The following is a 21,600-nucleotide window of genomic DNA, read 5'->3' as shown; positions in this document are numbered from 1 at the left end:
CTGCACGAGATCCCAACCCTGCGGCGGTTTGCCCAGCTCGGTGGCTTGGACAATGTTCCGGACGAGACCACGATTCTCAACTTTCGGCGCTTGCTGGAGACCCATGGGCTTGCCGCACGGATGCTGGAAGCGGTCAACGCGCATCTGGCGCGCAAGGGTCAGAGCCTGCGCTCGGGCACGATCGTCGATGCGACGCTGAGCGCTGCGCCCAGCTCGACCAAGAACGCCGATCACGCGCGCGACCCTGAGATGCATCAGACCAAGAAGGGGAATCAGTGGTATTTCGGGATGAAGGCGCACATCGGTGTGGATGAATTTTCCGGGCTGGTACACCACGTGCAGTGCACCGCAGTCAATGTCGCCGATGTCACGGTGACGCACGCATTACTGCACGGCAAAGAAGACAGCGTGTTCGGCGACAGTGGCTATACCGGCGCGGACAAACGCCAAGAACTGCGGGACTGCGAGGCTGCATTTTTCATCGCCGCCAGGCCCTCGACGATGCAAGGCATCGGCAACACACGCGAGCGTGCTCGGGAACAGCGTTGGGAACACCTCAAGGCCAGCGTGCGCGCGAAGGTGGAGCATCCGTTCCGGGTGATCAAGCGCCAGTTTGGCGACACCAAGGTCCGCTATCGCGGTCTGGCCAAGAACACGGCACAAGTGCTGACCTTGTTTGCATTGTCAAACCTGTAGATGAAGCGAAAGCAATTACTGCCTGCGATGGGGAGCGTGCGCCTGTAACCCGGGAAATTTCCAAGGAAAACGCCATAAATGGCGAAAAATCCGAGGATCCAAACGCGACTCTCCGTAACGATGTCACCTTCCGCCCTGTCAGGTCTCGTTGTTCAGACCTTCCCTAAGTCACGGTCTTGCCCGCATCGGTCGGCGGCAGTGCAACGGATGCACTGCAACACCGTTGGTACCTGCGTCACGCGCATCCCATGCGCAACGCGCCGCGCGAAGCAAAAACGTAAGGGAAAAGTGCTCACGGGGCGCGTGACGGCTTTTCATACAGTTCGGGATGATCGCGCTGCAACTGCATCAGCTGATCGACTGCATGGCGCTGCTTCGCTCAGGCGCACGTTCACGCGCGCGCGGCAGCCAACGGCATGGCGAAGCTGTCTGGCGCCGCTCAACCGCCGTCCGCAAATTCCAGGTCGTGCCGTAACGCCGCCACGCATTCGTCAACGAACGTGCGCACCTTCGACGAGCCGCGGCGGCATTCGACATAGACCACGTGCACCGGTTCGGGCGCGATCTCGAAGGCATCCAGCACGCTGACCAGCGTTCCGTCTTGCAGATGTTCGCGCACCTGGCAGGACGGCACTGTGTGAGGCCCCACCCATGCAGCGCGGCAACGATGGCAGCGTTGAATGCGCTGACGCTCAGGCGCGAGGCAACGTCCACCTCATGCGCACGGCCATCCAGACGGAACGCCCACCTGGGCGCGCGTTCGGCCGCAGCGGTGGAAATCGTTGCGTGCTGCGGCAGCATGTCCGGGTGCTGCGGTATGCCGTGTTCTGCAAGATAGCCGGGCGAGGCACAGACCATGCGACGGACGCTGCCGACCGGGATGGCAGTCAACGACGAAACGGGCAACGTGCCGATCCGGATCGCCACATCGATGCCTTCTTCCAGCAGCGGCACGACGCGGTCCACCAGCAGTGCGCGGGCACGCATGGCCGGGTAGCGGCTGAGCAAATGCGCCACGACAGGCGTGACATGCAGTGCACCAACATCTGCGGCGCAGTCACGGTGAGCAAGCCGCTGGGAAGCGTATGCAGGCCAGCGGCGCGGCTTTCGACATCCTCCAGCTCGGCCAATAGGCGCCGGCAGTCGCTTGACATACTGCTACCCTGCCGCGGTGAACCGCATGGTGCGTGTGCTGCGTACCACCAGCAGCACGCCCAGCCGCGATTCCAGTTGCGCGATGGTGCGCGTGACCGTGCCGGTGGAAATGCCGAGATGGCGCGCGACACCCGCAAAGCTGGTGTGCTCGGCCAGCGCGGCGAACAGCGTCATTTCCTGGATGCGGTCCACCTGCGACTCGTCTTCGACAATCACCTTCGACCGGGCACGCACCCTAGCAGCCCGATGTGAGCAACCCCTGGATGCCGCATGCGCCATGCAGCGCATGCGGACGCAACAGTGGCCGCGGCATTGCGTGCGATGCAATGCTCAATTGAACGCCAGGGTGGTTCTCGTGCCACGCAGGCGCACCTAGCATGGCCGCCATTGCACACGCTTTGTCGGGCCAGCATGCGCGCCGACCCACGCATCAACGCCCACCCGCAACATGCGCCGGCGTTACACCAGCGCCGCACCCTCCTGCGCCTGTGGTGGATTGGCACCGCACTGGCCCTGGGGGCCGGCAGATTGCATGCGGCCGGCACTTCCGGCGCCCACACCTCACCATTTGACGGAGGCAGCATGTCCCACGACTCCACCCAGCGCATCAGGTATCGCACCCAGCAGGTTGGCGATGTCGAGGTGTTCTACCGCGAAGCGAGGCGCAAGGACGCGCCGGTCCTGTTGCTGTTGCATGGCTTTCCCAGCGCCAGCCACATGTTTCGCGACCTGATGCCGCTGCTGGCAAGCCAATACCGTCTGATCGCCCGGGATCTCCCCGGCTTCGGCATGACCAAGGCGCCGCCGCGTGGGCAGTTCGATTACACCTTCGAGGCGCTCTACAAGGTAATCGAAGCCTTCACCGTCGCCTTAGGACTGACGCGTTATAGCCTGTACCTGTTCGACTACGGTGCACCGGTCGGCTTCCGCCTTGCGGCCGCGCATCCGGAACGGGTGAGTGCCATCATCAGCCAGAACGGCAATGCCTACCTGGAGGGCTTCAGCGACCAATGGGACGCCTGGCAAGCCTATTGGGGGGAGCCGAGCGCCGCCAATCGCGAGGCCTGCCGCGCATCGTTTTCGCCGCAGACCATTCGTGAGTGGCAGTACGGTACCGGTGTGGCACCCGACTCACTGTCGCCGGATGGCTACACGCTGGATATCGGCTACATGGCGCGCCCGGGCGCCGAGGAGATCCAGCTTGACCTGATTCTCGATTACCGCAGCAATGTGGCGGCGTACCCGGCATTTCACACGTATTTTCGTACCCATCAGCCGCCATTTCTGGCCGAGTGGGGCAGGCACGACCCAGCCTTTATCCCGGCCGGCGCGCAGGCCTACCGCAAGGATCTGCCAAAGGCCGAAGTGCACCTGCTGGACACCGGGCACTTTGCACTGGAGACGCATGCGGTGGAGATTGCGCACTACATCGGTGATTTTCTCTCGCGCACGCTCAGGCCGGCGGGATGATGCAGTCAGTGCGTGTCCGCAATGCGGAAGTGGCGACAGGGATGCGTACAGGCGCAGATTGCAAGGCAATCCGGCGTGCTAGCTTGCTGTGATCCCCGCCGAGATATGCCGATGGTCGCCTTGCACCGATGGACAGCGTTGTTTGTGCTCGTCAGCCTGATGCCGCTGCCTGCGTTTGCGGGGACGCCGGAGGGCGGTTATCGGCAGCCACCGGAGCCGCTGCTGAGCGTGATGCGCGCGCCGCTCAATCCATCGCCGCGGCCGGATCCCACCGGCACGACCCTGCTGCTGGTGCAGCGCACCCAGTACCCGCCGATCGCGCGGGTGGCCGAGCCCTATCTCAAGCTGGCCGGTGTGCGCGTGGAGCCGCGCATGCATAGTCGCCACGACATGTCCAACGGGTACGGCATTCGTTCCTGCCTGCAGGGTTTCAGCCTGGTCGACATTGCCACCGGTAAACAGACGGCCGTGAGCTTGCCGGCCGGCGCCTGTCCAGCGTCGCCGGTGTGGTCGCCGGATGGCCGCCGGTTCGCCTTCAACAATACCGCCGCCGACCGTGTCGAACTTTGGGTGGGAGAGGTCGCCAGCGGACGGGTGCGCAAGATCGACGATGTGCAGCTCAATCCTGTGCTTGGCGGCGAGATCCAATGGCTTGGCGGAAGCGACACCCTGCTGCTGAAGACGGTACCGCAGGATCTGGGGGCCCGCACCGCGCAAGGCGGCGGTACCGCCAGGCCCGGAGGTCAAGGAAACCATCCAGGGCAAGGGCGAAAGCAGCACCTATGAAGCCCGCGACACGCTGTCCAGTCCAGAGGACGAGGCGTTGTTTACCTATTACGCCACCGCGCAACTGCTCACGGTGGATGCGGCAACCAGCAGTCAGCGCAAGCTCGGGACGCCTGCGGTCTACAGCAACGTGGAGGGCGCGCCCGATGGCCGCCACGTGCTGGTAGAACGGTTGAAGCAGCCGTACTCCTACGTCACCACCTATGCGCGGTTTGCCCACGATGTGGCGGTATTGGACCTGGAAACGGGCAACGAGCGTGTGCTGGCCAATCTGCCGGTCGCGGACCGGGTGCCGGTGCAGGGCGTACCAACCGGCCCGCGCGCCTACGCGTGGCGCGCCAACCAACCAGCCACGCTGGTCTGGGCCGAGGCGCTGGACGGTGGTGACTGGAAAACCAACGTGCCGGCACGCGATAGGTTGATGACGCTGGCGGCACCGTTCACCGCCAAACCGCGCGAGCTTGCGCGCGTGCAGCAGCGGTATGCGGGCCTGTCGTGGTTTGCCAGCGGCGGGCAAGCTTTGCTGGACGAGTACGACGAAAACCGGCATTGGCGGCGGACGACACTCGTGGATACCGACCACCCCGGCGCTGGCGAGCGCGTCGTGTTCGACCTGTCCACCGACGATCTGTACGCCGATCCCGGCTTGCCCGAAATGCGGGTGCTCACCAACGGCCAAGCCGTGCTGCGCGAGGCACAAGGTGCGTTATTCCTGAGCGGGCAAGGCGCCTCGCCGGCGGGCGACCGCCCGTTCCTGGATCGCTACGCACTTGCCACCGGCAAAAGCCAGCGGCTGTTCCGCAGCGATGCCACGGTGGACGAGGTGTTCTTCGGATTTGCAGGAGACGATGCGTCGCGCCTGCTGACCTGGCATCAGTCGCTCACCGATCCACCCAACGTGTATCTGCGGACCTTGGGCCAACCGCTGCCGGCGCCGGCAGCGGGCGAAGCTGCCTTTGCGTCCACTGCCACGCCTGTGACCCATTTTCCGGATCCAACCCCGCTGGTGCGGCAGATCAAGAAGCGTCTGGTGAGCTACAAGCGCAAGGACGGCGTGGACTTGTCGTTTACCCTGTATACGCCGCCCGGCTACAAGCAGGGCACGCGGGTGCCGGCCATCCTGTACGCCTACCCGCTCGACTATGCCGATCCCTCCAAAGCAGGCCAGGTCAGCGGCGCCAGCGAGCGCGATTTCACCCGTCTCAATTACTACCAGCTGCTGCTGTTGGCCGGTTACGCCATCATCGACGATGCCGCATTCCCCATCGTGGGCGACCCAAAGACCGCCTACGACACCTACCTGCAGCAACTGGTGGACGACGCCACCGCTGCGGTGGACAAGGCCGTGGAGTTGGGCGTGGTCGACCGTCAGCGCATCGGCGTCACCGGCCATAGCCACGGCGCGTTGATGACGGCCAATTTGTTGGCGCATACAGACCTGTTTCGCGCAGGCGCCGCCACCAGCGGCAGCTACAACAATACCTTGACGCCATTCGGATTCCAGAACGAGCGTCGTTCGTTCTGGACGGCGCCGGACGTCTATGCGCAAGCATCGGCGTTCTTCCACGCCGACAAGATCAACGAACCGTTGCTGATTGTGCATGGCATGGATGATGCCAACCCAGGTACCGAAACCACCCAGGCGCCGCGCCTGTTCCAGGCCATTCGTGGCAACGGTGGCACTGCACGCCTGGTGCTGTTGCCGTTCGAGCCGCACTGGTACACCGCCCGCGAATCCAACGAAGACCTGGTGGCCGAAATGCTGGAATGGTTCGACCGTTACGTCAAAAACGCACCGCCGCGCGCGACGGGCAGCACGCCAAAGATGTGAGATGACGCGCACCTCACATCAAGGCGGCACTTGCCAGACTCAGTCTGCCGACAGCGAGCCAAGGGTGAATCCGGAAACCGCATTGACCTTGCCACGCCACAACACGCCACGGTTGCTTGGCAGCGGCTGGCCGCCCGGTGAGAAGCAACGCGATTCGATCAGGTGGATGAACTGCGGCGGCGTGCTGCTCTGCTGCGTGTCGTCTTCGGCATCGTAGATGCTGGCGTGGCTGGCAAACGCGCGACGGACATCCTCTTTTTCATCGGCATCGCCCGGATAGGCAGCAGAGAATTCCTGCGCGAATGCTTCGAAATAGCGCTTGCCGCTGACCAGTTGGCCGGAAATGACGATACCTTCGACAAACAGCGTGATGCCGAACTGCACGTCGGAGGTGTTGGCAATGCCGACCAGCTTCTGCAGATACCAGTCCACGCTCTGGCCATCGAACGCCAGCTTGACGTCTTCCAGCGACGGTTGATGTTGATCTTGGTCTGTCATGTTGCTCTCCTTGAGTGGATTCGACGACGCGTTAGCCGTCACGCAGATGTGGATGGCTCGCCATTGGCGTGCTTAAGCATGGCACATGGATCACCAAAGTTGCCGTGGTTGGGTTCGCTATCAAGGCTCCGGCACCGCGGTCTTGCGACACATGGACGCTTTCATCCAGTGCGCGCGCATGGCGGGAGTGGGCAAGCGGCCGCAGCGGACGACTGCTGTGGTCACCACGCTGCCACTGCCCCATCCGAGCGCGGGTCACTTGCGCCGCTGATCACGCCATCGACCTCGCGCACCAAGGCACCGGCATGCCCCATCACCGAGCTGTACGCCGGCAGCAGTTCCACCGCATGCCCGGCGTTGCGCAGGGCTTGCACCACTGCCGGGTCGAAACGGCTTTCCAGCTTCAACGCAGTGCTGTCTTCGCCCCAGGTGCGGCCGAGCAGCCAGCGCGGTGCGCTGATCGCCTGCTGCAGCGGCAGGCCGAAGCGAGCGTAGCGGGAAAACACGGCGGCCTGGGTCTGCGGTTGGCCTTCGCCGCCCATGGTGCCGTAGGCCATGACGCGGCCGTCGTCGAAGATGGCCAGCGCCGGGTTGAGGGTGTGGAAGGGTTTGCGCCCCGGGACAAGGGCATTCCAGCCATCGGGGGCAAGGCGGAAGCTGCAGCCGCGGTTCTGCCAGGTGATGCCGGTGCGCGGCAGCACCAGGCCGGAGCCGAATTCGAAGTAGGTGGACTGGATGCAGCTGACCGCGCGGCCGTGCGCGTCGATGGCGCCGAACCAGACGGTGTCGCCTGCTTGCGAGGGCCGTGGCCACGGCAGTGCGGCGCTCATGTCGATGCGTGCGGCGAGCGCGTCGAGTGCGGCGCCGTCGTCGAGCAGGGCTTGCGCGTCGAGCGTCATCCACGCGGGGTCGCCGAGGTGTGCGTCGCGGATCAGGAACGCCCGCTTGCTGGCTTCGATCAGCCCGTGCAGGTGGGCGTAGCTGTCCGCGTCTTCTACTTTCAGGCGATCGAACAGCGCCAGGATCAGCAGCGATGCGAGCCCCTGTGTGGGTGGCGCGTGGTTGTAGAGCCGCGCGCCCTGGATGACAACCGACAACGGCACGTTGGTTTCGGCGCGATGGGTCGCAAGGTCGTGCGCGCTGAGCGGGCTGTCGAATGCCTGCAGGTCTGCGGCGATATCGTGGGCAATGGCGCCCCGATAGAAACTCTCCAGCCCTTCATCGGCGAGCCGCTGCAAGGTGCGCGCGAGCTGCGCCTGGCGCAGCAGCGCGCCTTCGCGCAGCGGGGCGCCGTGCGGCTCGAAGATCTCGGCATAGGCGCCAGGTCGTGGGCGCAGTTCTGCGCGCTTGCTGGCGGCAACCTGCGCGCCGCCCAGCGTGACCGGAACGCCGGCGGTGGCGTGATGGATTGCATCGCTCAACAGGCGTTGCAGCGACAGGCTGCTCGTTGCCTGCTGCAGGGCCAGCGCCCAGCCGGAGACGGTGCCGGCCACGGTATTGGCCGCGCCTGGCCCGCGCCAGGGAATGTGGGCGTGGCCGCGATAGAAATCCAGTGTGGCCGCCTGCGCCGCACGGCCGCAGGCATCGATGGCATGCACGCGGCCATCGGGTTGGTGGATGAGCCAGAAGCCATCGCCGCCGATGCCGGTCATGTGCGGGTAGACCACCGCCAGGCAGGCGGCGGTGGCGACGGCTGCTTCGATGGCACTGCCGCCCTCACGCAGGACATCGCGTCCGGCCTGTGCGGCAAGATGGTGCGGTGCGACCACCATGCCGCGGCGCGCGCGCAGGGTATGCAACATCAGCGTGGCTCCGGTGGCGGGCTGAAGGCGAGCAGGCCGTCGCGCTCGAGTTGCGCGGCCAGCGCAAACAGGCGGTCTTCACGGCCGGGCGCGGCGATCAGTTGCACGCCCAGTGGCAGGCGCCCGGGACGCGGCAACGGTGCGGCCAGCACCGGGCAGGCGGCCAGGCCGAGTGGCTGGGTGAAAATACCCAGATTCGCGCGAGCAGAGACCGGCAAACCGTCGATCTGGATGGTGTCCTGGTCGATACGTGGCGCCACGCAGGGCGTGGCCGGCGCGATGAGCACATCCACCTGGTCCCACAGCGCGTGCATGGCATCGGCAAACCACAGCGCGAAGCGGTGCGCATCGGCCACTGCGCTGGCAGGCAGCTGCAAGCCGGCGAGCAGGCGGTCGCGGGTGGCCGGGTCGAACTGCGCGCCGTGCGCGGTGAGTGCGCTGCGGTGACGATGCCCACCTTCGGCAGCGGTCAGGACGAAGGCAGCGGCGCGTGCGCGTTCGGCCTCGGGCAGGTCGATCGACGACAGACTGTTGCAGGCGGTAAGCAGGGCCTGCAGCCCGGCCTCCAGATCCGGATCCAGATTGCGTTGAAACCAGCCGCCCAACCGCGCGACGCGCAGGTTGCCGGCATGGCACGAAGGCAGCGGCTGCTCGCGCAGTACTTCGTACACGCGGCGCAGGTCGGCCACCGAGGTGGCGAATGGGCCGACCACATCCAATGCATCGACAAACGGGAACACCCCATCCACGGGGACGGCGCCGTGCGTGGGGCGCAGGCCGTAGATGCCGCACAGCGCGGCCGGCACGCGGATGGAGCCGTTGGTGTCCGAGCCAAGCGCGAACGGCACCAGCCCGGCGGCCACCGCTGCCGCCGAGCCGCCCGATGAGCCGCCCGCCAGGTGCTGATGGTCGTGCGGATTGGCGGTGGTGCCGTAATGCGCGTTGACCGTGGCAAAGCCGTACGCGAATTCGTCCATGTTGGCGGTCCCCACCAACACCGCGCCGGCATCGCTGAGCCGTTGCACCGCCGCCGCATCGCGGCTGGCAGGCGGGCAGTGTGCGCGCACCGCGGCGCCGGCGGTGGTGACCTGCCCGGCGACATCGAACAGGTCCTTGACCACGAATGGCACGCCGGCCAACGCGCCACCGTCGCTGCCCCCGGCAAGCGCGGCCTGCACGCGCGCGGCATCGGCCGCGGCACGCGCCGGCAGCAGGCGGGTGATGGCACACAGGCGGTCGTTGGCCTGGTTGATGCGTGTCAGCGTCTGGGTGGCCAGTCGCGCGGCCAGCGCGGGCTGGCTGCGCGTGGTGCTGACAATGGAGGCGATCTGGCCGCGTGGGCCGCCGCCATCATGTGCCGTTGCAGGCGGCGCATGGAAGCTGGCCAGCAGCTGCGTGTGGCCACGCAGCACTTCGGTATTGCGATCGACGCCGGCCTGCCAGTGCCCTGGGAGTTGCATGGATCACCTGTTGGAAAGTGGGGATTGGGGATGTGAGATTCGCTTGTCTGCCTGGCGTGCGGGTTGTGCAAAAGTGCTTGCTGATGCGTTGGGAGCTGAAACGAAGCCGTTGGGATTGCGCGTCACCGTTAAAGCAGTCGCTGTTACCGCAAAAATTGCGGACGTGCAGCTTCGGACGTTCGATCTCATCATGCAGCCGCGGCATGACGCGTCCCGCGTTGCAAACGCGGGCTGGGGCGCTGGCGCTGTTGAGGAGAGGGTGCCACGGTAGTTGAGATGTCTCGGGCATTTGCTCCCACATTGCTCACCAGCGACTCAACCGATGTAGCACTGTCATCCACAAACCGCACCCTCATCCGCCCTGCGGGCCCCTTTTCCCGATGGGAGAAGGGGCAGTGGTAGACCCACTGCCGGCGGCTGCGGCGCGGTGAGGCGGTCGACCAACAGCTGCTCGAATGCCGGCAGGTCCACCGCATGCACTACTGTCTGCGCCTGCTCGCCCAGCCCGGGCTGATACCCCGGTGCCCACGACACAATATCGCCGTCTCCGGCATCGAAGGCAGTGTTGGTGTCGACGTACAGCGTTTCGGTGCGCGTGGCCAAGTCGGGGCGCAGCCACACGGCCGTGGCCAGTTCGTCCCACATCGGAAAGCCCGGCTCGCGGCCGCGCAGTGCGTGGCCAATCGTGGTGTCGGCTGCGCTCATGCGTGCCAGCAACTCGGCGGTGAGTTCGGTGGCGGTGGATGGGTCGACCGGCACCATGGTGATCTGCCGCCACGGCGCGCGCATGACGATGCGGACCGCTTCGGGATCCCAGCGGATATTGCACTCGCGTCGCGGCCAATTGATGAATTCGCGTGCGAATTGCTGTGCACTCACGCTGTTGCGTTGCTGCCGTGGATTGAGGCTGCCGCCCATATAGACCAGCTCGCGCGCCAACGTGGCAAAGGATGGGTCCAGCGATTGCGCCAGTGCCAGATTGGTCGACGGGCCGGTGGCAATGATGCTCACCTCGCCCGGGTACTGACGCACCATGCGCAGCATGAACAACGCGGCCGGCTCGTCTGACGGGCGCACCACACTGGAATTGCCCAAGGCCAGATCGGGCACCACATCGTGGGCGTGATAGCGCGGCGCGCTTTGCACGGTGTCGCCGTCCACCCAGTGCTTGGTCCATGCGCCTTTCCAGACGAGTTTGCCGTACAGCGCCTCCCAGCGTTCGGTGGCCAGCTCGCTGTTGAGCAATGGATGCACCGGGCCGGGAAGGACGGGAATCTGTGGATGGCCAGCCAGTTCCAGCAGACGGCAGGTGTGCGCCAGCACCTCATCGCGCCAGATATTGCCACTGACGGCACTGATGCCCAGCACCTCGACCTCGGGCGATTGCAACAGCAGCAGCTGTGCGGGCGTGAAGCCGTCGATGTCGTCTTCGAGAATGACGCGGCGTTTGCGAGGCGGGGAGGAAGGATCGGTCATAGATATCTGGTGATCTGGAAGATGCAGCGTGGCAGTAGGGAAACGTGGTGCGGTTGCGAAGGTGTCCAAGCGCGTTGGCGCGCCAGCTGGCGTGCGCGGTTGCGCAGCAACACGCGCGGGCGCTCGCCCGCAGGTGCGTGTGCCTTAGCCCTGTTGCGCAAGCAAGCTCCGCTCGTAGTGCGCCAGGTCGGCCTCCAGTTGCCATTGCAGGCGCGCCTTTTCGCTGGTCTTGCGGAACTCGCGACAGGCCGCGTCATCCGTCTCGCGCTGCACTGCCGTGGCGCAGGCCGGTGCGGGATCGCCTTCGTCGGTCCACAGGCTGGCGCCTGGCAGGAAGCTGTAGCGCAGACCATTGCGGGCGAGTTGTTTGAGCGTGGGGTAATCGATGCCTTGTTCCTGCATCGCGCGCTGGTATTCGTGGGTCATGTCCGCGCGCGAGACGCCGGCATCGTCGGTGGACAACACCACCGGCACGCCGGCCCGCAGATACAGCGCCAGCGGATGCGCGGCGCCCTTGACGCCCAGGATCACGTCGTTGCTGGTGAGGTTGATCTCCACCGCGATGTGCTCGTCCCGCATGCGTTGCAGCAGTGCCTGGGCATTGTCTTCGTACGGCAGGTCCACGCCGTGACCGATGCGGCGCGCACCTGCATCCACCGCCTGCCGAATATGCGAGCGCAGCTGCGCCGGCGGCACCAGCCCCAACGCCAGCTCGCCGGCATGCAGCGACAGCGGCACACCGGCATAGCGCGTTGCGAAGAAGCGGAACATCGCCATGTGCCGCGCGTAATCGTCCAACGCCACGGGATTGTCTTCCGGCGCGACGATGTTCAGCGCTACCGCGCGGCTGCCGCCGGCCGCGATCAGCGCATGCGCCAGCGCCATCTGCCCGAACACCATCGGCTGCGGCAGTACGCGCAACACATAGGGAACGTAGCGGTACTCGACCGTGCAGCCGGGGCGTGCATCGGCCTGGTCGCAACGCAGTACGCGCCGCACCTGCGCGTCGATGTCGGCAAGATCGCGTTGCGCGGCCTGCACCAGCGGCGCCAGGTGGGGTTGCAACGCACGCAGGTTGGCTGCGTCGTCCTCGCCTTTCCACGGCAGCGACTGCATGCGCTTGGCAGCCTGATCCATCTGCGGCGGGTTGGCGATGATTTCCACATACGGCACGCGGTCGCGTGCGGCCTGCTCCAGCACGGCGGCGACGGTGTCGGCGACACGGGTACGCACCACCGCATCGAACTTGCCGAAGGTGCTGAAGAACTGATCGTGGCCGCTGGGTTGCGTTGGGCTGGGCAGGAAGTTGCGCATCGACAGCGCATTCACCATCCGCCCGTAGAGCGCGGCGTTGCGTGCCGCCAGGCCGCTCGCCGACTCCTGGCCGGCCCCGCACGGCGGCGCGCGCAGGCTCAGGTCGTCCAGTTGCACGCAGGCGCCATCGTCGCTGGCCCATTGCAGGTACGTCTCGGCGTACACCGAGCCGGAGAGGTGGTTATGCAGATCGCCACCTTTCGGCATGGCCTGTAGCCAGGTGCGTAGCTGCGCCGGCTGCGCGGCCGCCTCACGGAACAACTGCGCTACCTGCTGTTCGCGTTGTTGCGCGGGCGTCGGCGCTGGTGTTGGCCGTGCGTGTGCAACGATGGGCAGGCACGCCCACAGGCTCAGGATCAGACAGCGGCGAAGAAATGGCATGCAGGAGACTCGTTGAGAGAGACGGTGGCGTGCGACAGCCGGCGAGCACATAGCTTGCCGGCCGGCGCAACCGGAGGCCACCCACGCACGCGCCGGTCAGCAGGCCTGGAACACGTGGAGGCACGCATCATTCCAGCGCATAACGCAGCACGAACAAGCCCGCGATGGCCCAGGTGGCCGGGTGCACATCGCGCCAGCGGCCGCTGCCGAGTCTGAGCGCCGCATAGGTGATGAAGCCGAACGCGAGCCCCGTCGCAATCGAATAGGTGAGCGGCATGGTGAGCATGCAAATGGCGGCCGGCAACGCGTCGCCCACATCGTCCCACTGGATCTGCGTGCATTCGCGCAGCATCACCGAGGCCACGCAGATCAGGGCCGGTGCGGTGGCGTAGGCCGGTACCATCGCGGCCAGCGGCGAGAACAGCAGGGTAAGCAAAAACAGGCCGGCAACCACCAGCGCGGTGAGGCCGGTGCGCCCGCCGACCTGCATGCCGGCGGCGCTTTCCACATAGGCGGTGGTGCTGGAGGTGCCGAGCAGCGAGCCGGCCAGGATGGCGGTACTGTCGGCAAGCAGCGCGCGGTCGAACTGGCGGCGCTGGGCGGGCGTGTGCAGCAGGCCGGCGCGTTGCGCCACCCCCATCAGCGTGCCGGTGGCGTCGAACATTTCCACCAGCACGAACACCAGCACCACATGCAGCACCGCAGCGAGCGCACCGCCGCCGCCATGGCCGTGCAAGGCGCCGACGATATCCAGTTGCAGCAAGGTGGGCGCCAGGCTGGGCGGCAACGCCAGGACGCCTTCGTAGCGCACCAGTCCCAACGCCAGCGCCGCCCCGGTCACCGCAAGAATGCCGAGCAACATGGCATCCCGCACGCGGCGCACTTCCAGCACGCCGATCAGCAGCAACCCGGCCAGCGCAAGTAGCGGCTCGGGCCGGTGCAGATCGCCCAAGGTCAGCAAGGTCTGCGGATGCGCCACCACCAATCCGGCCTTCTGTAGCCCGATCAGGGCCAGGAACAAGCCAATGCCTACCGCAATGGCGCTGCGCAAGGTGGACGGAATGCCATCCACCAACCAGCGCCGCGCGCCGGTGACGGTGAGCAGCAGAAAGAGACAGCCTGAAACGAACACCAGCCCCAAGGTCTGCTGCCAGCTGTAGCCCAATGTACCGACCACGCTGAAGGCGAAGAACGCGTTCAAGCCCATGCCTGGCGCCATGCCAATGGGGTAGTTGGCCAGCACACCCATCAGCAGCGAGCCCAGTGCTGCAGCCAGGCAGGTGGCCACGAACACCGCGCCGTGATCCATGCCGGTAGTGGCCAGGATGTCGGGGTTGACGAAGACGATGTAGGCCATCGTCAGGAAGGTGGTGGCACCTGCCAGCACTTCGGTGCGCACGGTACTGCCGTTGGCGGCGAGTGCAAAACCGGGCCAGCGCATCAGCAGGCGCTCGCGGCGTGCGGCCGGTTGACGGCAAGACAAACGGACATCGGCAGACATCTCATCGATACGGGGCGGCGTGCGTGGCAGGGCAAGCACGCGGGCGGCCCATCTTGCCCTGCTGCGTTGCGCTTGCCACGGACCTGGGGCACGGATTGCGCTGCAGGAGCGCTCGCACACAGTAGCGCCGAAGCCTCACGCGGCATCGCGCAGTGTTGCGCCGCATCTCTCGCCGCCGAGGTACGCAGCAGGGCGCTCGTGCCGTGAGCGATGGCACGCTCTGTTGCAGGCCACCGTGAGAGGCAAGCGAGCGTCAGGCTGCGCGAGGCGACGGAACAGCTGCAGTGGCACCGCGAAAACTGCGTTCAAAGATCCAGCACCAACCGCGGCGTGCGGCTGCGCGAGCAGCACACGGTCATCTGCCGATTGGCTGCACGTTCGGCATCGCTCAGCACACTGTCGCGGTGATCCGGCGTGCCAGCCAGCACGCCGGTCAGGCAGGCGCCGCACATGCCTTGTTCGCACGACAACGGCACCGCGATGCCGGCATCGAGCAGGGCGCTGGCGATGCTGCAATCGGCCGGCACCTGCACCACGCGGCCGCTGGCGGCCAGTTCCACCTCGAACGCGCCGTCGGAAGCGTGGGCAAGGCTGGGCGCGGGGGCGGCGAAGTGTTCGCGATGCAGTTGCGCCGCCGTCCAGCCATGCGCCTTTGCCAGCAGGGTGAAGTGGTCCATGAACGCCGCCGGCCCGCACAGGTACAGCTGATCGCGCGCACGTGCCTGGCCCAGTTCCTCGGGCACATGCACGCGTGGGCTCTGTCCGCCATCGCTCAGATGCAGGTGCACCTGCCCATGCGTAAAGCCTTGTTGCAGCCGCTGCGAAAACGCTACATCGGCATGCCGGCGCGCGTAGTAATGCAGTACGAAGGGCTCGCTGCGCGCTTCCAGTGCTTCGGCCATCGACAGCAGCGGCGTGATGCCGATGCCGGCGGCCAGCAGCACGTGGCGCTCGCCCGGGTGCAGCGGAAACAGATTGCGCGGTGTGGAGATGCGCAGGCGGTCGCCAGGCGCGAGCTGTTCGCACAGATGCCGCGACCCACCGCGCGAGGCGTCGGCCAGCTTGACGCACAGCAGATAGTGGTCGCGCACATGCGGCGCGCTGGCGATCGAATACTGGCGAACCAAACCGTCCGGCAGATGCAGGTCGACGTGCGCGCCGGCCTCGAATGCCGGCAATTGCGCGCCCACCGGTTCCAGCCGGATCGCGCGCTGGCGGTGGCCTTGATCGACGACATCGGCGACGCGCACTTCATGCAGGCTCATGCGGGTGTCCTCGGCCGTCAGCGCAGGAAGAAGTCGCTGTAGCCCTGGCTGCGCAGCCCACGGCGATAGGCGATGGAACTGCGATCGGCGGGAATGTGCACTTCCAGCAGCGGGTCCAGCGGCAGATATTCCGGCCGTTGCGCTTCGACCATGGCGCGGTCTTCTTCGAACACGCGCAGATTGAACGCATGCACATCTTCCACCGGCAGATGGGTGTCGAAATTGCGCGCGATCGGCACCAGCAGGCGGGTGGTGTGCTTGGAGACCGGGCTGGCGGCATTCATGATCACCAGCCGCTTGCCCGACACCGGGAAGTGGATGGTGAGCGTGGCGGTAAACGGCAGATGCACTTCGAAATGGCGCAGCCACTGGAAGCCGGGGTCCACCTCCGGCAGCGGCATGTCCACCGAATAGTTGGCAACGGTGCTCAGGTAATCGGCATTGAAACCGGTCGGCGTTTCGGTGGTGGTGTAGGCCGGCACTTCGCGCTTGTCCGGCTGGGCGAAGGTGGCGGTGTGCACGAAAGCGAAATGCGCCACGTCGATGAAGCCCTCCAGCTGGCGCGCCGCGCTGCCGGCGATGTCGAAGGCCGGGCACACGATCTGCTGAAAGCCGTCCTCGTCCCAACCCGGCATCGGCGGAATCTGCATCTCTGCCTCGCTCACCCCGGCCGGCTTGGCCAGGCACACCCAGATCAGGCCGTAGCGCTCGGCCACCGCATAGGTGTGCAGGCGCATCTTGGCCGGGATGTTCTGGTTGGGGCTGGCCGGGATATGGTTGCAACGCCCACCACTTCCGAAACGCAGCCCGTGGTAGGCGCACACCACGCCGTCGCCATCGGCCGTGCCCATGCTGAGCGGCACGCCGCGGTGCGGGCAGACGTCGCGCGCGGCCACCAACTCGCTGCCCAGCCGGTACAACACCAGCGGCTCGTCCAGCAGGGTGGCCTTGAACGGCGACTCGCCCACCTCGCTGCTCAGCGCCACCGCATGCCAGTGCTGGGCCAGGCGCTGCCAATCGGCGGCCTCGAAGGTGCAGTGCAGCGGCAGGGCGGGGACGGCGACATCCATGGGGCGGTCTCGGGCACGGGGCGGGAGCGGTGCCGGATTGACTCTAGGAAGCCGGGGGTGTGTGATCAAACATCGTTTTTCCGCCAAGCCATTGCAAAAAATGCAACGCCAACCGAGTCCCGCCGCATGCTGACCTTTTCGCGCTTCACCCGGTATTTCATCGAAGTGGCCCGCTGCGGCAGCATCCGCAAGGCCTCCGAAGTGCTGCACGTGTCGGCGTCGGCGATCGACCGGCAGATCCTCAAGGCCGAGGAAGAACTGGGCGCGCAGCTGTTCGAACGCCTGCCCGGCCGGCTGCGCCTGACCGCCGCCGGCGAGCTGCTGCTGGTGGACGTGCGCGGCTGGGAGAAGGCCTACGCACGCACCCTGGAGCGCTTCGACGAGCTCAAGGGCCTGCGCCGCGGGCATGTGGAGATCGCCATGATCGACGCGCTCAGCGAAGGCGTGGTGCCGGCGGCGGTGGCGGCGCTGGTGCAGGAGTACCCGGGCATCACCTTCAACCTGTCCACCGCGCGCAACCAGCGGGTGATGGAAATGGTGACCTCGGCGGATGTGGATATCGGCCTGCTGCTGGACCCGGTGAGCAGCGTGGAACTGGAAGTGCGCGCGTTTGCGGATATTCCGTTGGGGATTGCGATGCCGGTGGGGCACCCGTTGAGCACCCGCACCGAGCTGCAGCTGAGCGAAACGCTGGAGCATCGTCTGTTGCTGCCGGCCGCCCCCTTGATTGTCGGCGAGCACGCCAAGGTGCTGTACCAGCGCCAGCACATCGACGTGAAGCGGCTCACGCACTGCAACGACGTGCGCACGCTGCGCGGATTGGTGCGTGCCGGCGCCGGCGTGGGGCTGATGTCGTGGCTGGATGCCGCCCCGGACGTGGCCGACGGGCGTCTGGCCTTCGTACCGTTCCGCCAGCAGCTGACCAAACCGATGACCCTGGCGCTGTGCGTGGCCCCGCAACGGCAACTGTCGCGCTCGGCGCAGCTGGCGATCCAGGCGCTGGCAGCGAAGATCGATGCGATGTCTGTGCCGGCGGTGGGGTGAGTGTGTTGGCAAGCGGCCCTCACCCCTGCCCCTCTCCCGCAGTGGGAGAGGGAAAAGGCAACGCATTCGCTGCGGGGCGATGGTATGCAGGTGCTGCTGGCAGCATGCAGTGCTGTCAGCCGTGCTCGGGGACGTAGAGCGCGCGCAGATGCTGACGAACGTATGCAGACGTTGCCTGCCGCGCGCAGAGATCACCGACAGCCGCGGAGACCACCGACAGCATGCAGATGCCGCAGCAGCTGTCCCTTCTCCCGCCCGTGGGAGAAGGTGCCCGCAGGGCGGATGAGGGCAACGCGCACCCAGTACAATCGCATCTGCTCTTTCAGGCCACACCCGCAGCATGCAATTGATCGATATCGGCGCCAACCTCACCCACGACTCGTTCGACCGCGATCGCGATGCGGTGCTGCAACGCGCACGCGATGCCGGTGTGGCGCAACTGGTGATTACCGGCGCCAGCCGCGAGCATTCGCTGCTGGCCTTGCAACTGGCGCAGCAATACCCGGGATTTCTGTACGCCACCGCCGGCGTACATCCGCACCACGCAGTGGAATTCACTGCCGAATGCGAAGCGGAAATGCGCGCCCTGCAGGCGCATCCGCAGGTGGTGGCAGTGGGCGAGTGTGGGCTGGATTACTTCCGCGATTTTGCGCCGCGCCCCGCGCAGCACAAGGCCTTCGAACGCCAGCTGCAGCTGGCCGCCGACAACGGCAAGCCGCTGTTTTTGCACCAGCGCGACGCGCATGAGGATTTCATCGCCATCATGCGCAGCTTCGAGGGCCGCCTGGGTGCGGCGGTGGTGCACTGCTTCACCGGCACGCGCGAAGAACTGTTTACGTATCTGGACCGCGATTACTATATCGGCATCACCGGATGGCTGTGCGATGAGCGCCGCGGTACGCATCTGCGCGAGCTGGTGCGCAATATTCCGGCCAACCGGTTGATGATTGAAACCGATGCGCCGTACCTGCTGCCGCGCACGCTCAAGCCGATCCCAAAGGACCGTCGCAACGAGCCGATGTTCCTGTCGCATATTGTCGAAGAACTCGCGCGCGATCGTGGCGAAGATGTGGCCCTGACCGCCGCCAACAGCACGGTGGCAGCGCAAGCGTTCTTCCGCTTGCCGGAACCTGCCAGCGCCATGAGCGGCTAACACAATCTCGCAATCGTGGGCGCAACGGCGCGCTGGTACCGCAGTGTACGCGGGCCGCATGCCGCACCGAGCCGGCCGTACCTGCCGGCGATGAGCGCAGTGCTGGTGTGCGCGGCTCGAAGTGGACCGGGCTGCGCGGCAGTTAGGCCGCACGCAATTCCCACCCTTGCGCATCGCGCAGGCGCAGGCCGTCGGCCCAGGGCAGTTGCCGTTGTTGCGGAAACCACCGCTGGCGTTGGTCGACCACGATCAACAGGCCGTGGTCGTCGCCCCAGGCCGCAACACCCTCCAGCGGCGCTGCGAAGGGTCGCCGGCCGAAGTGATGCGCCAGGCTGCGCGTCACTACCTCCACATTGTTGGCAGGCAAGCAAATTTCGCTCAGGCACAGCAGTTCTTCGCCGTAGAACTTGCCTTCCCCGGCCGGTGCATCCTGAAAGGCGTCGCGCGATCAGCTCCAGCACTGCGCCATCGGGCCCGGCGAAGTACACCGAATGCGACTGCCACGCGCCGTCCAGGGCGAAGTGCTCCCACCCTTGTGGGTCGCTCAGCAAGGTGGCGCGTGTGCCGATCCACTGCGCAGCGGCTTGGAAACGCGACGGGGACACGTTGAAGGCCATATGCACGCTGCCCACCGGGTGCTGCGCCTGCACGCGCTCCAGTACTCCAGCCGATGCGCACCCGCACCGTGTTGACGTGTAGGGGCAATTGCAGCACATCGCGGGAGAAGCGCAGCGTCCAGGTCTGCCCAGGCAGGGCAGCAGCAGATGATGCAGATGCATGGTGCTCAGGGATGGAGGGAACTGCACTAAACAAGCCAGATTGCAGTGCAGTTCAAGCGTTTCATTCGGCGCCTCGTAACCTGTGGTGAGTGAGTGCCGGCCCGCAGGCCGACCTTACTGACGTTTGTCTGCAATTCTTTGCATCGATCAATTCCAATGTTCACAGTCACTCGTTAGCTGCCCGACAGTTCGCTTCATGGCAGGCCAGGCCTTCGCATACGCAAGCGGGATTTCGTCGGCGTGGCCGCAGCATGCGCATCATTGCCTATGCTTTAACAAAGCATGGGAGATGTAAATAATGGAAAACAGTCTGCGCATACCCTCTGCAAACATGGCGCCCGAGTTGCGGGAGCATGGCACCGCCGAAGCGTCCACCAGCAATCCCATGTCGCATGCAGGAAGCATGACGGCCGTGCCGCAGGATCACAGTGCCGTCGAGCGTTGCGCCGGAAGCCAGATTGTCGATATGTGGCTGTCATCCCTGGAGCGGCCGGCCCGCAGATCTTCCGGGAGTCCGAGCCAATCCACTGTCCAGTCGCGCCCCCAATCGAAGTTGGAGAAGCTGACTGAGAAACGCCGATCGATGCTACAACGCGCGATAATTCTGGATGACCAGTGGCGGAGCCTTCAGGAACGCGGCGCGGGAAGAAGTGTCGGCGGCCGGCAAGCATCCAAGCTGAATATTCTCAAGGGAATCATTGATCGGGACAAACAGGCGTTGGAGAGCATCGGCGATGAAGATGGCTATATCACTGATCACCGTCTTGACCGAATTGATCGCAACCTGCGAAATTTTGAAGAAAAAATCAGCAATCAAAAAAACTGGAATCACATCTTGCAAAAGCGGGCGATTTCTTGGGCCGGCTGGAACTGCTGAAAAGCGAACTCTCAGCTCGAGGCGATAACAAGGAAATTTTGAAAGATATCGATTTAAACATAAAAGATTTGGAAGGCATCTTGAATGAACTGACGGGTATTGATGCCAATGGTGCCGGCATCAAATACAACGGCTGCCGCGGGAATGCGATGGCGTACTTCGATAGTGTAACTGCAGCGCTTGAAGCGATGCTTCGAAGTCAAGATCGCGGCATATCATGATTATATGCGACCCGCGCTGGCTGCTGTCCTAAAGGATGGGTACTCACCAAGCAGGCAGAAGGCGGTAAGCGGTTCTGGGATGCATGGTGGCGATACCCATGGCATTTCTTGAAGAGCGAGCCCGCAGAGTCTCAATGATCTGTATAGGACGGCGTTTGGTGTTCCGAAGCGGAGCGACGTAAGTTCTGTCTTGGTCTCCTACACGAGTAACAACCCGAGACTGCCCCAGACTTCGAGGGTCTGGAAATGACCTGTTCCTACTCAAACGATGTCTGCAGCGAGCGCCGGCCCCCCGCGGTCAGTGCATGCAGTCGGCAATGACCAGTGCCTAGGGTCCACGTCGTTCCAAAGGCATCAAGTAAAAACGTCGCTGTATCGTAAGTTGTGCTGCAAGTGCTAGGGAACCTCTGAACAACGCGCCAAAAAAGCGCGACACTATCGTTTCGGAGTGAGGAGACATCCATGCAGCTGACGTTCGGTGACGCTGAGGGCCTGGGCAAGCGTAAGCAGACCCGTCGCGAGATTTTCCTGGCGGAGATGGAGCAGGTCGTTCCGTGGCAGCAATTGCTTGCCCTGATCTCGCCGCACTATCCAGTGTCGGGGCGGCCCGGTCGGCAGCCGTACGCACTGGCGACGAGGTTGCGGATCCATCTGCTGTAGCAGTGGTATGCGTTGAGCGATCCGGCGATGGAAGAAGCGCTGCACGAGATCCCAACCCTGCGGCGCTTTGCCCAGCTCGGTGGCTTGGACAATGTTCCGGACGAGACCACGATTCTCAACTTTCGCCGTCTGCTGGAAACCCATGACCCTGGTCAACCGGC

12 protein-coding genes and 5 pseudogenes are annotated in these 21,600 nt (G+C 65.2%); 7 read left to right on the top strand and 10 right to left on the bottom strand.

Features of this window, described 5'->3' with window-relative positions:
• On the top strand, positions 1 to 696 hold a 696-nt coding region (locus XAXN_RS00115; RefSeq protein ID WP_054318041.1), incomplete at its 5' end, for an IS5 family transposase.
• 439 nt (positions 697 to 1,135) lie between these two features.
• On the opposite strand, the pseudogene XAXN_RS00110 reads toward XAXN_RS00115, so the two are convergent.
• Positions 1,136 to 2,067 (bottom strand): annotated as a pseudogene (locus tag XAXN_RS00110) (LysR family transcriptional regulator).
• Positions 2,068 to 2,433: 366 nt separating this feature from the next.
• Here XAXN_RS00110 and XAXN_RS00105 point away from each other — a divergent pair.
• Both XAXN_RS00105 and XAXN_RS00100 read left to right on the top strand, forming a co-directional pair.
• Positions 2,434 to 3,321 carry an alpha/beta fold hydrolase gene (locus tag XAXN_RS00105; RefSeq protein ID WP_054318043.1) on the top strand — a complete coding sequence of 296 codons (888 nt, stop codon included), beginning with the start codon at positions 2,434 to 2,436 and terminating at the stop codon, positions 3,319 to 3,321.
• Between the two features lie 111 nt (positions 3,322 to 3,432).
• Positions 3,433 to 5,938, top strand: a pseudogene (locus tag XAXN_RS00100) (S9 family peptidase).
• Between the two features lie 39 nt (positions 5,939 to 5,977).
• Here the strand turns inward: XAXN_RS00100 and gvpU are convergent.
• The 8 genes from gvpU to XAXN_RS00055 all read right to left on the bottom strand — a co-directional run bounded on the left by gvpU (position 5,978) and on the right by XAXN_RS00055 (position 16,705).
• Entirely contained in the window at positions 5,978 to 6,436 is a 459-nt protein-coding gene (gene gvpU, locus XAXN_RS00095; protein ID WP_042821026.1) for a gas vesicle accessory protein GvpU, read from the bottom strand.
• 221 nt (positions 6,437 to 6,657) lie between these two features.
• The gene (locus XAXN_RS00090; RefSeq protein ID WP_054318040.1) at positions 6,658 to 8,238 is read right to left on the bottom strand and encodes a gamma-glutamyltransferase family protein; all 1,581 of its coding nucleotides are present in this window, start codon (positions 8,236 to 8,238) and stop codon (positions 6,658 to 6,660) included.
• Positions 8,238 to 9,698: an AtzE family amidohydrolase gene (locus XAXN_RS00085; RefSeq protein WP_054318039.1), complete on the bottom strand. Its 1,461-nt coding sequence runs from the start codon at positions 9,696 to 9,698 to the stop codon at positions 8,238 to 8,240. The genes XAXN_RS00090 and XAXN_RS00085 overlap by 1 nt, the downstream gene beginning before the upstream one ends.
• A 333-nt stretch (positions 9,699 to 10,031) precedes the next feature.
• Positions 10,032 to 11,174, bottom strand: a complete 1,143-nt coding sequence (locus XAXN_RS00075) for a nucleoside hydrolase (protein ID WP_054318037.1) — start codon at positions 11,172 to 11,174, stop codon at positions 10,032 to 10,034.
• 144 nt (positions 11,175 to 11,318) lie between these two features.
• Positions 11,319 to 12,869, bottom strand: coding sequence for an adenosine deaminase family protein (locus XAXN_RS00070; RefSeq protein WP_054318036.1), 1,551 nt, complete (start codon positions 12,867 to 12,869; stop codon positions 11,319 to 11,321).
• Positions 12,870 to 12,996: 127 nt separating this feature from the next.
• The gene (locus XAXN_RS00065; RefSeq protein WP_054318042.1) at positions 12,997 to 14,310 is read right to left on the bottom strand and encodes an NCS2 family permease; all 1,314 of its coding nucleotides are present in this window, start codon (positions 14,308 to 14,310) and stop codon (positions 12,997 to 12,999) included.
• A 365-nt stretch (positions 14,311 to 14,675) separates the two neighbouring features.
• Positions 14,676 to 15,635, bottom strand: coding sequence for a PDR/VanB family oxidoreductase (locus XAXN_RS00060; protein WP_054318035.1), 960 nt, complete (start codon positions 15,633 to 15,635; stop codon positions 14,676 to 14,678).
• 17 nt (positions 15,636 to 15,652) lie between these two features.
• Positions 15,653 to 16,705 carry an aromatic ring-hydroxylating dioxygenase subunit alpha gene (locus tag XAXN_RS00055; RefSeq protein WP_054318034.1) on the bottom strand — a complete coding sequence of 351 codons (1,053 nt, stop codon included), beginning with the start codon at positions 16,703 to 16,705 and terminating at the stop codon, positions 15,653 to 15,655.
• 126 nt (positions 16,706 to 16,831) lie between these two features.
• Here XAXN_RS00055 and XAXN_RS00050 point away from each other — a divergent pair, with 126 nt between their 5' ends.
• Together XAXN_RS00050 and XAXN_RS00045 are read left to right on the top strand one after the other, a co-directional pair.
• Positions 16,832 to 17,749: a LysR family transcriptional regulator gene (locus XAXN_RS00050; RefSeq protein ID WP_054318033.1), complete on the top strand. Its 918-nt coding sequence runs from the start codon at positions 16,832 to 16,834 to the stop codon at positions 17,747 to 17,749.
• A 340-nt stretch (positions 17,750 to 18,089) separates the two neighbouring features.
• A complete protein-coding gene (locus XAXN_RS00045) occupies positions 18,090 to 18,902 on the top strand; it encodes a TatD family hydrolase (RefSeq protein WP_054318032.1) in 813 nt (270 codons plus the stop codon).
• Between the two features lie 142 nt (positions 18,903 to 19,044).
• Here XAXN_RS00045 and XAXN_RS00040 read toward each other — a convergent pair.
• Positions 19,045 to 19,681: pseudogene (locus XAXN_RS00040) on the bottom strand (hypothetical protein).
• A 331-nt stretch (positions 19,682 to 20,012) separates the two neighbouring features.
• On the opposite strand from XAXN_RS00040, the pseudogene XAXN_RS00035 reads away from it, so the two are divergent.
• Positions 20,013 to 20,891, top strand: a pseudogene (locus tag XAXN_RS00035) (hypothetical protein).
• A gap of 350 nt (positions 20,892 to 21,241) precedes the next feature.
• A pseudogene (locus tag XAXN_RS00030) lies at positions 21,242 to 21,600 on the top strand (transposase); the annotation flags it as partial.

It is taken from the genome of Xanthomonas axonopodis (assembly GCF_001304695.1).
Taxonomy (GTDB): Bacteria; Pseudomonadota; Gammaproteobacteria; order Xanthomonadales; family Xanthomonadaceae; genus Xanthomonas; species Xanthomonas axonopodis.
This window is presented reverse-complemented; position numbering and strand designations above follow the sequence as displayed.

Excerpts from the sequence above, each read along its gene's own strand:
- XAXN_RS00105 (WP_054318043.1), top strand. The coding sequence starts at position 2,434 with ATGTCCCACGACTCCACCCAGCGCATCAGGTATCGCACCCAGCAGGTT.
- gvpU (WP_042821026.1), bottom strand. The coding sequence starts at position 6,436 with ATGACAGACCAAGATCAACATCAACCGTCGCTGGAAGACGTCAAGCTG.
- XAXN_RS00090 (WP_054318040.1), bottom strand. The coding sequence starts at position 8,238 with ATGTTGCATACCCTGCGCGCGCGCCGCGGCATGGTGGTCGCACCGCAC.
- XAXN_RS00085 (WP_054318039.1), bottom strand. The coding sequence starts at position 9,698 with ATGCAACTCCCAGGGCACTGGCAGGCCGGCGTCGATCGCAATACCGAA.
- XAXN_RS00075 (WP_054318037.1), bottom strand. The coding sequence starts at position 11,174 with ATGACCGATCCTTCCTCCCCGCCTCGCAAACGCCGCGTCATTCTCGAA.
- XAXN_RS00070 (WP_054318036.1), bottom strand. The coding sequence starts at position 12,869 with ATGCCATTTCTTCGCCGCTGTCTGATCCTGAGCCTGTGGGCGTGCCTG.
- XAXN_RS00065 (WP_054318042.1), bottom strand. The coding sequence starts at position 14,310 with ATGCGCTGGCCCGGTTTTGCACTCGCCGCCAACGGCAGTACCGTGCGC.
- XAXN_RS00060 (WP_054318035.1), bottom strand. The coding sequence starts at position 15,635 with ATGAGCCTGCATGAAGTGCGCGTCGCCGATGTCGTCGATCAAGGCCAC.
- XAXN_RS00055 (WP_054318034.1), bottom strand. The coding sequence starts at position 16,705 with ATGGATGTCGCCGTCCCCGCCCTGCCGCTGCACTGCACCTTCGAGGCC.
- XAXN_RS00050 (WP_054318033.1), top strand. The coding sequence starts at position 16,832 with ATGCTGACCTTTTCGCGCTTCACCCGGTATTTCATCGAAGTGGCCCGC.
- XAXN_RS00045 (WP_054318032.1), top strand. The coding sequence starts at position 18,090 with ATGCAATTGATCGATATCGGCGCCAACCTCACCCACGACTCGTTCGAC.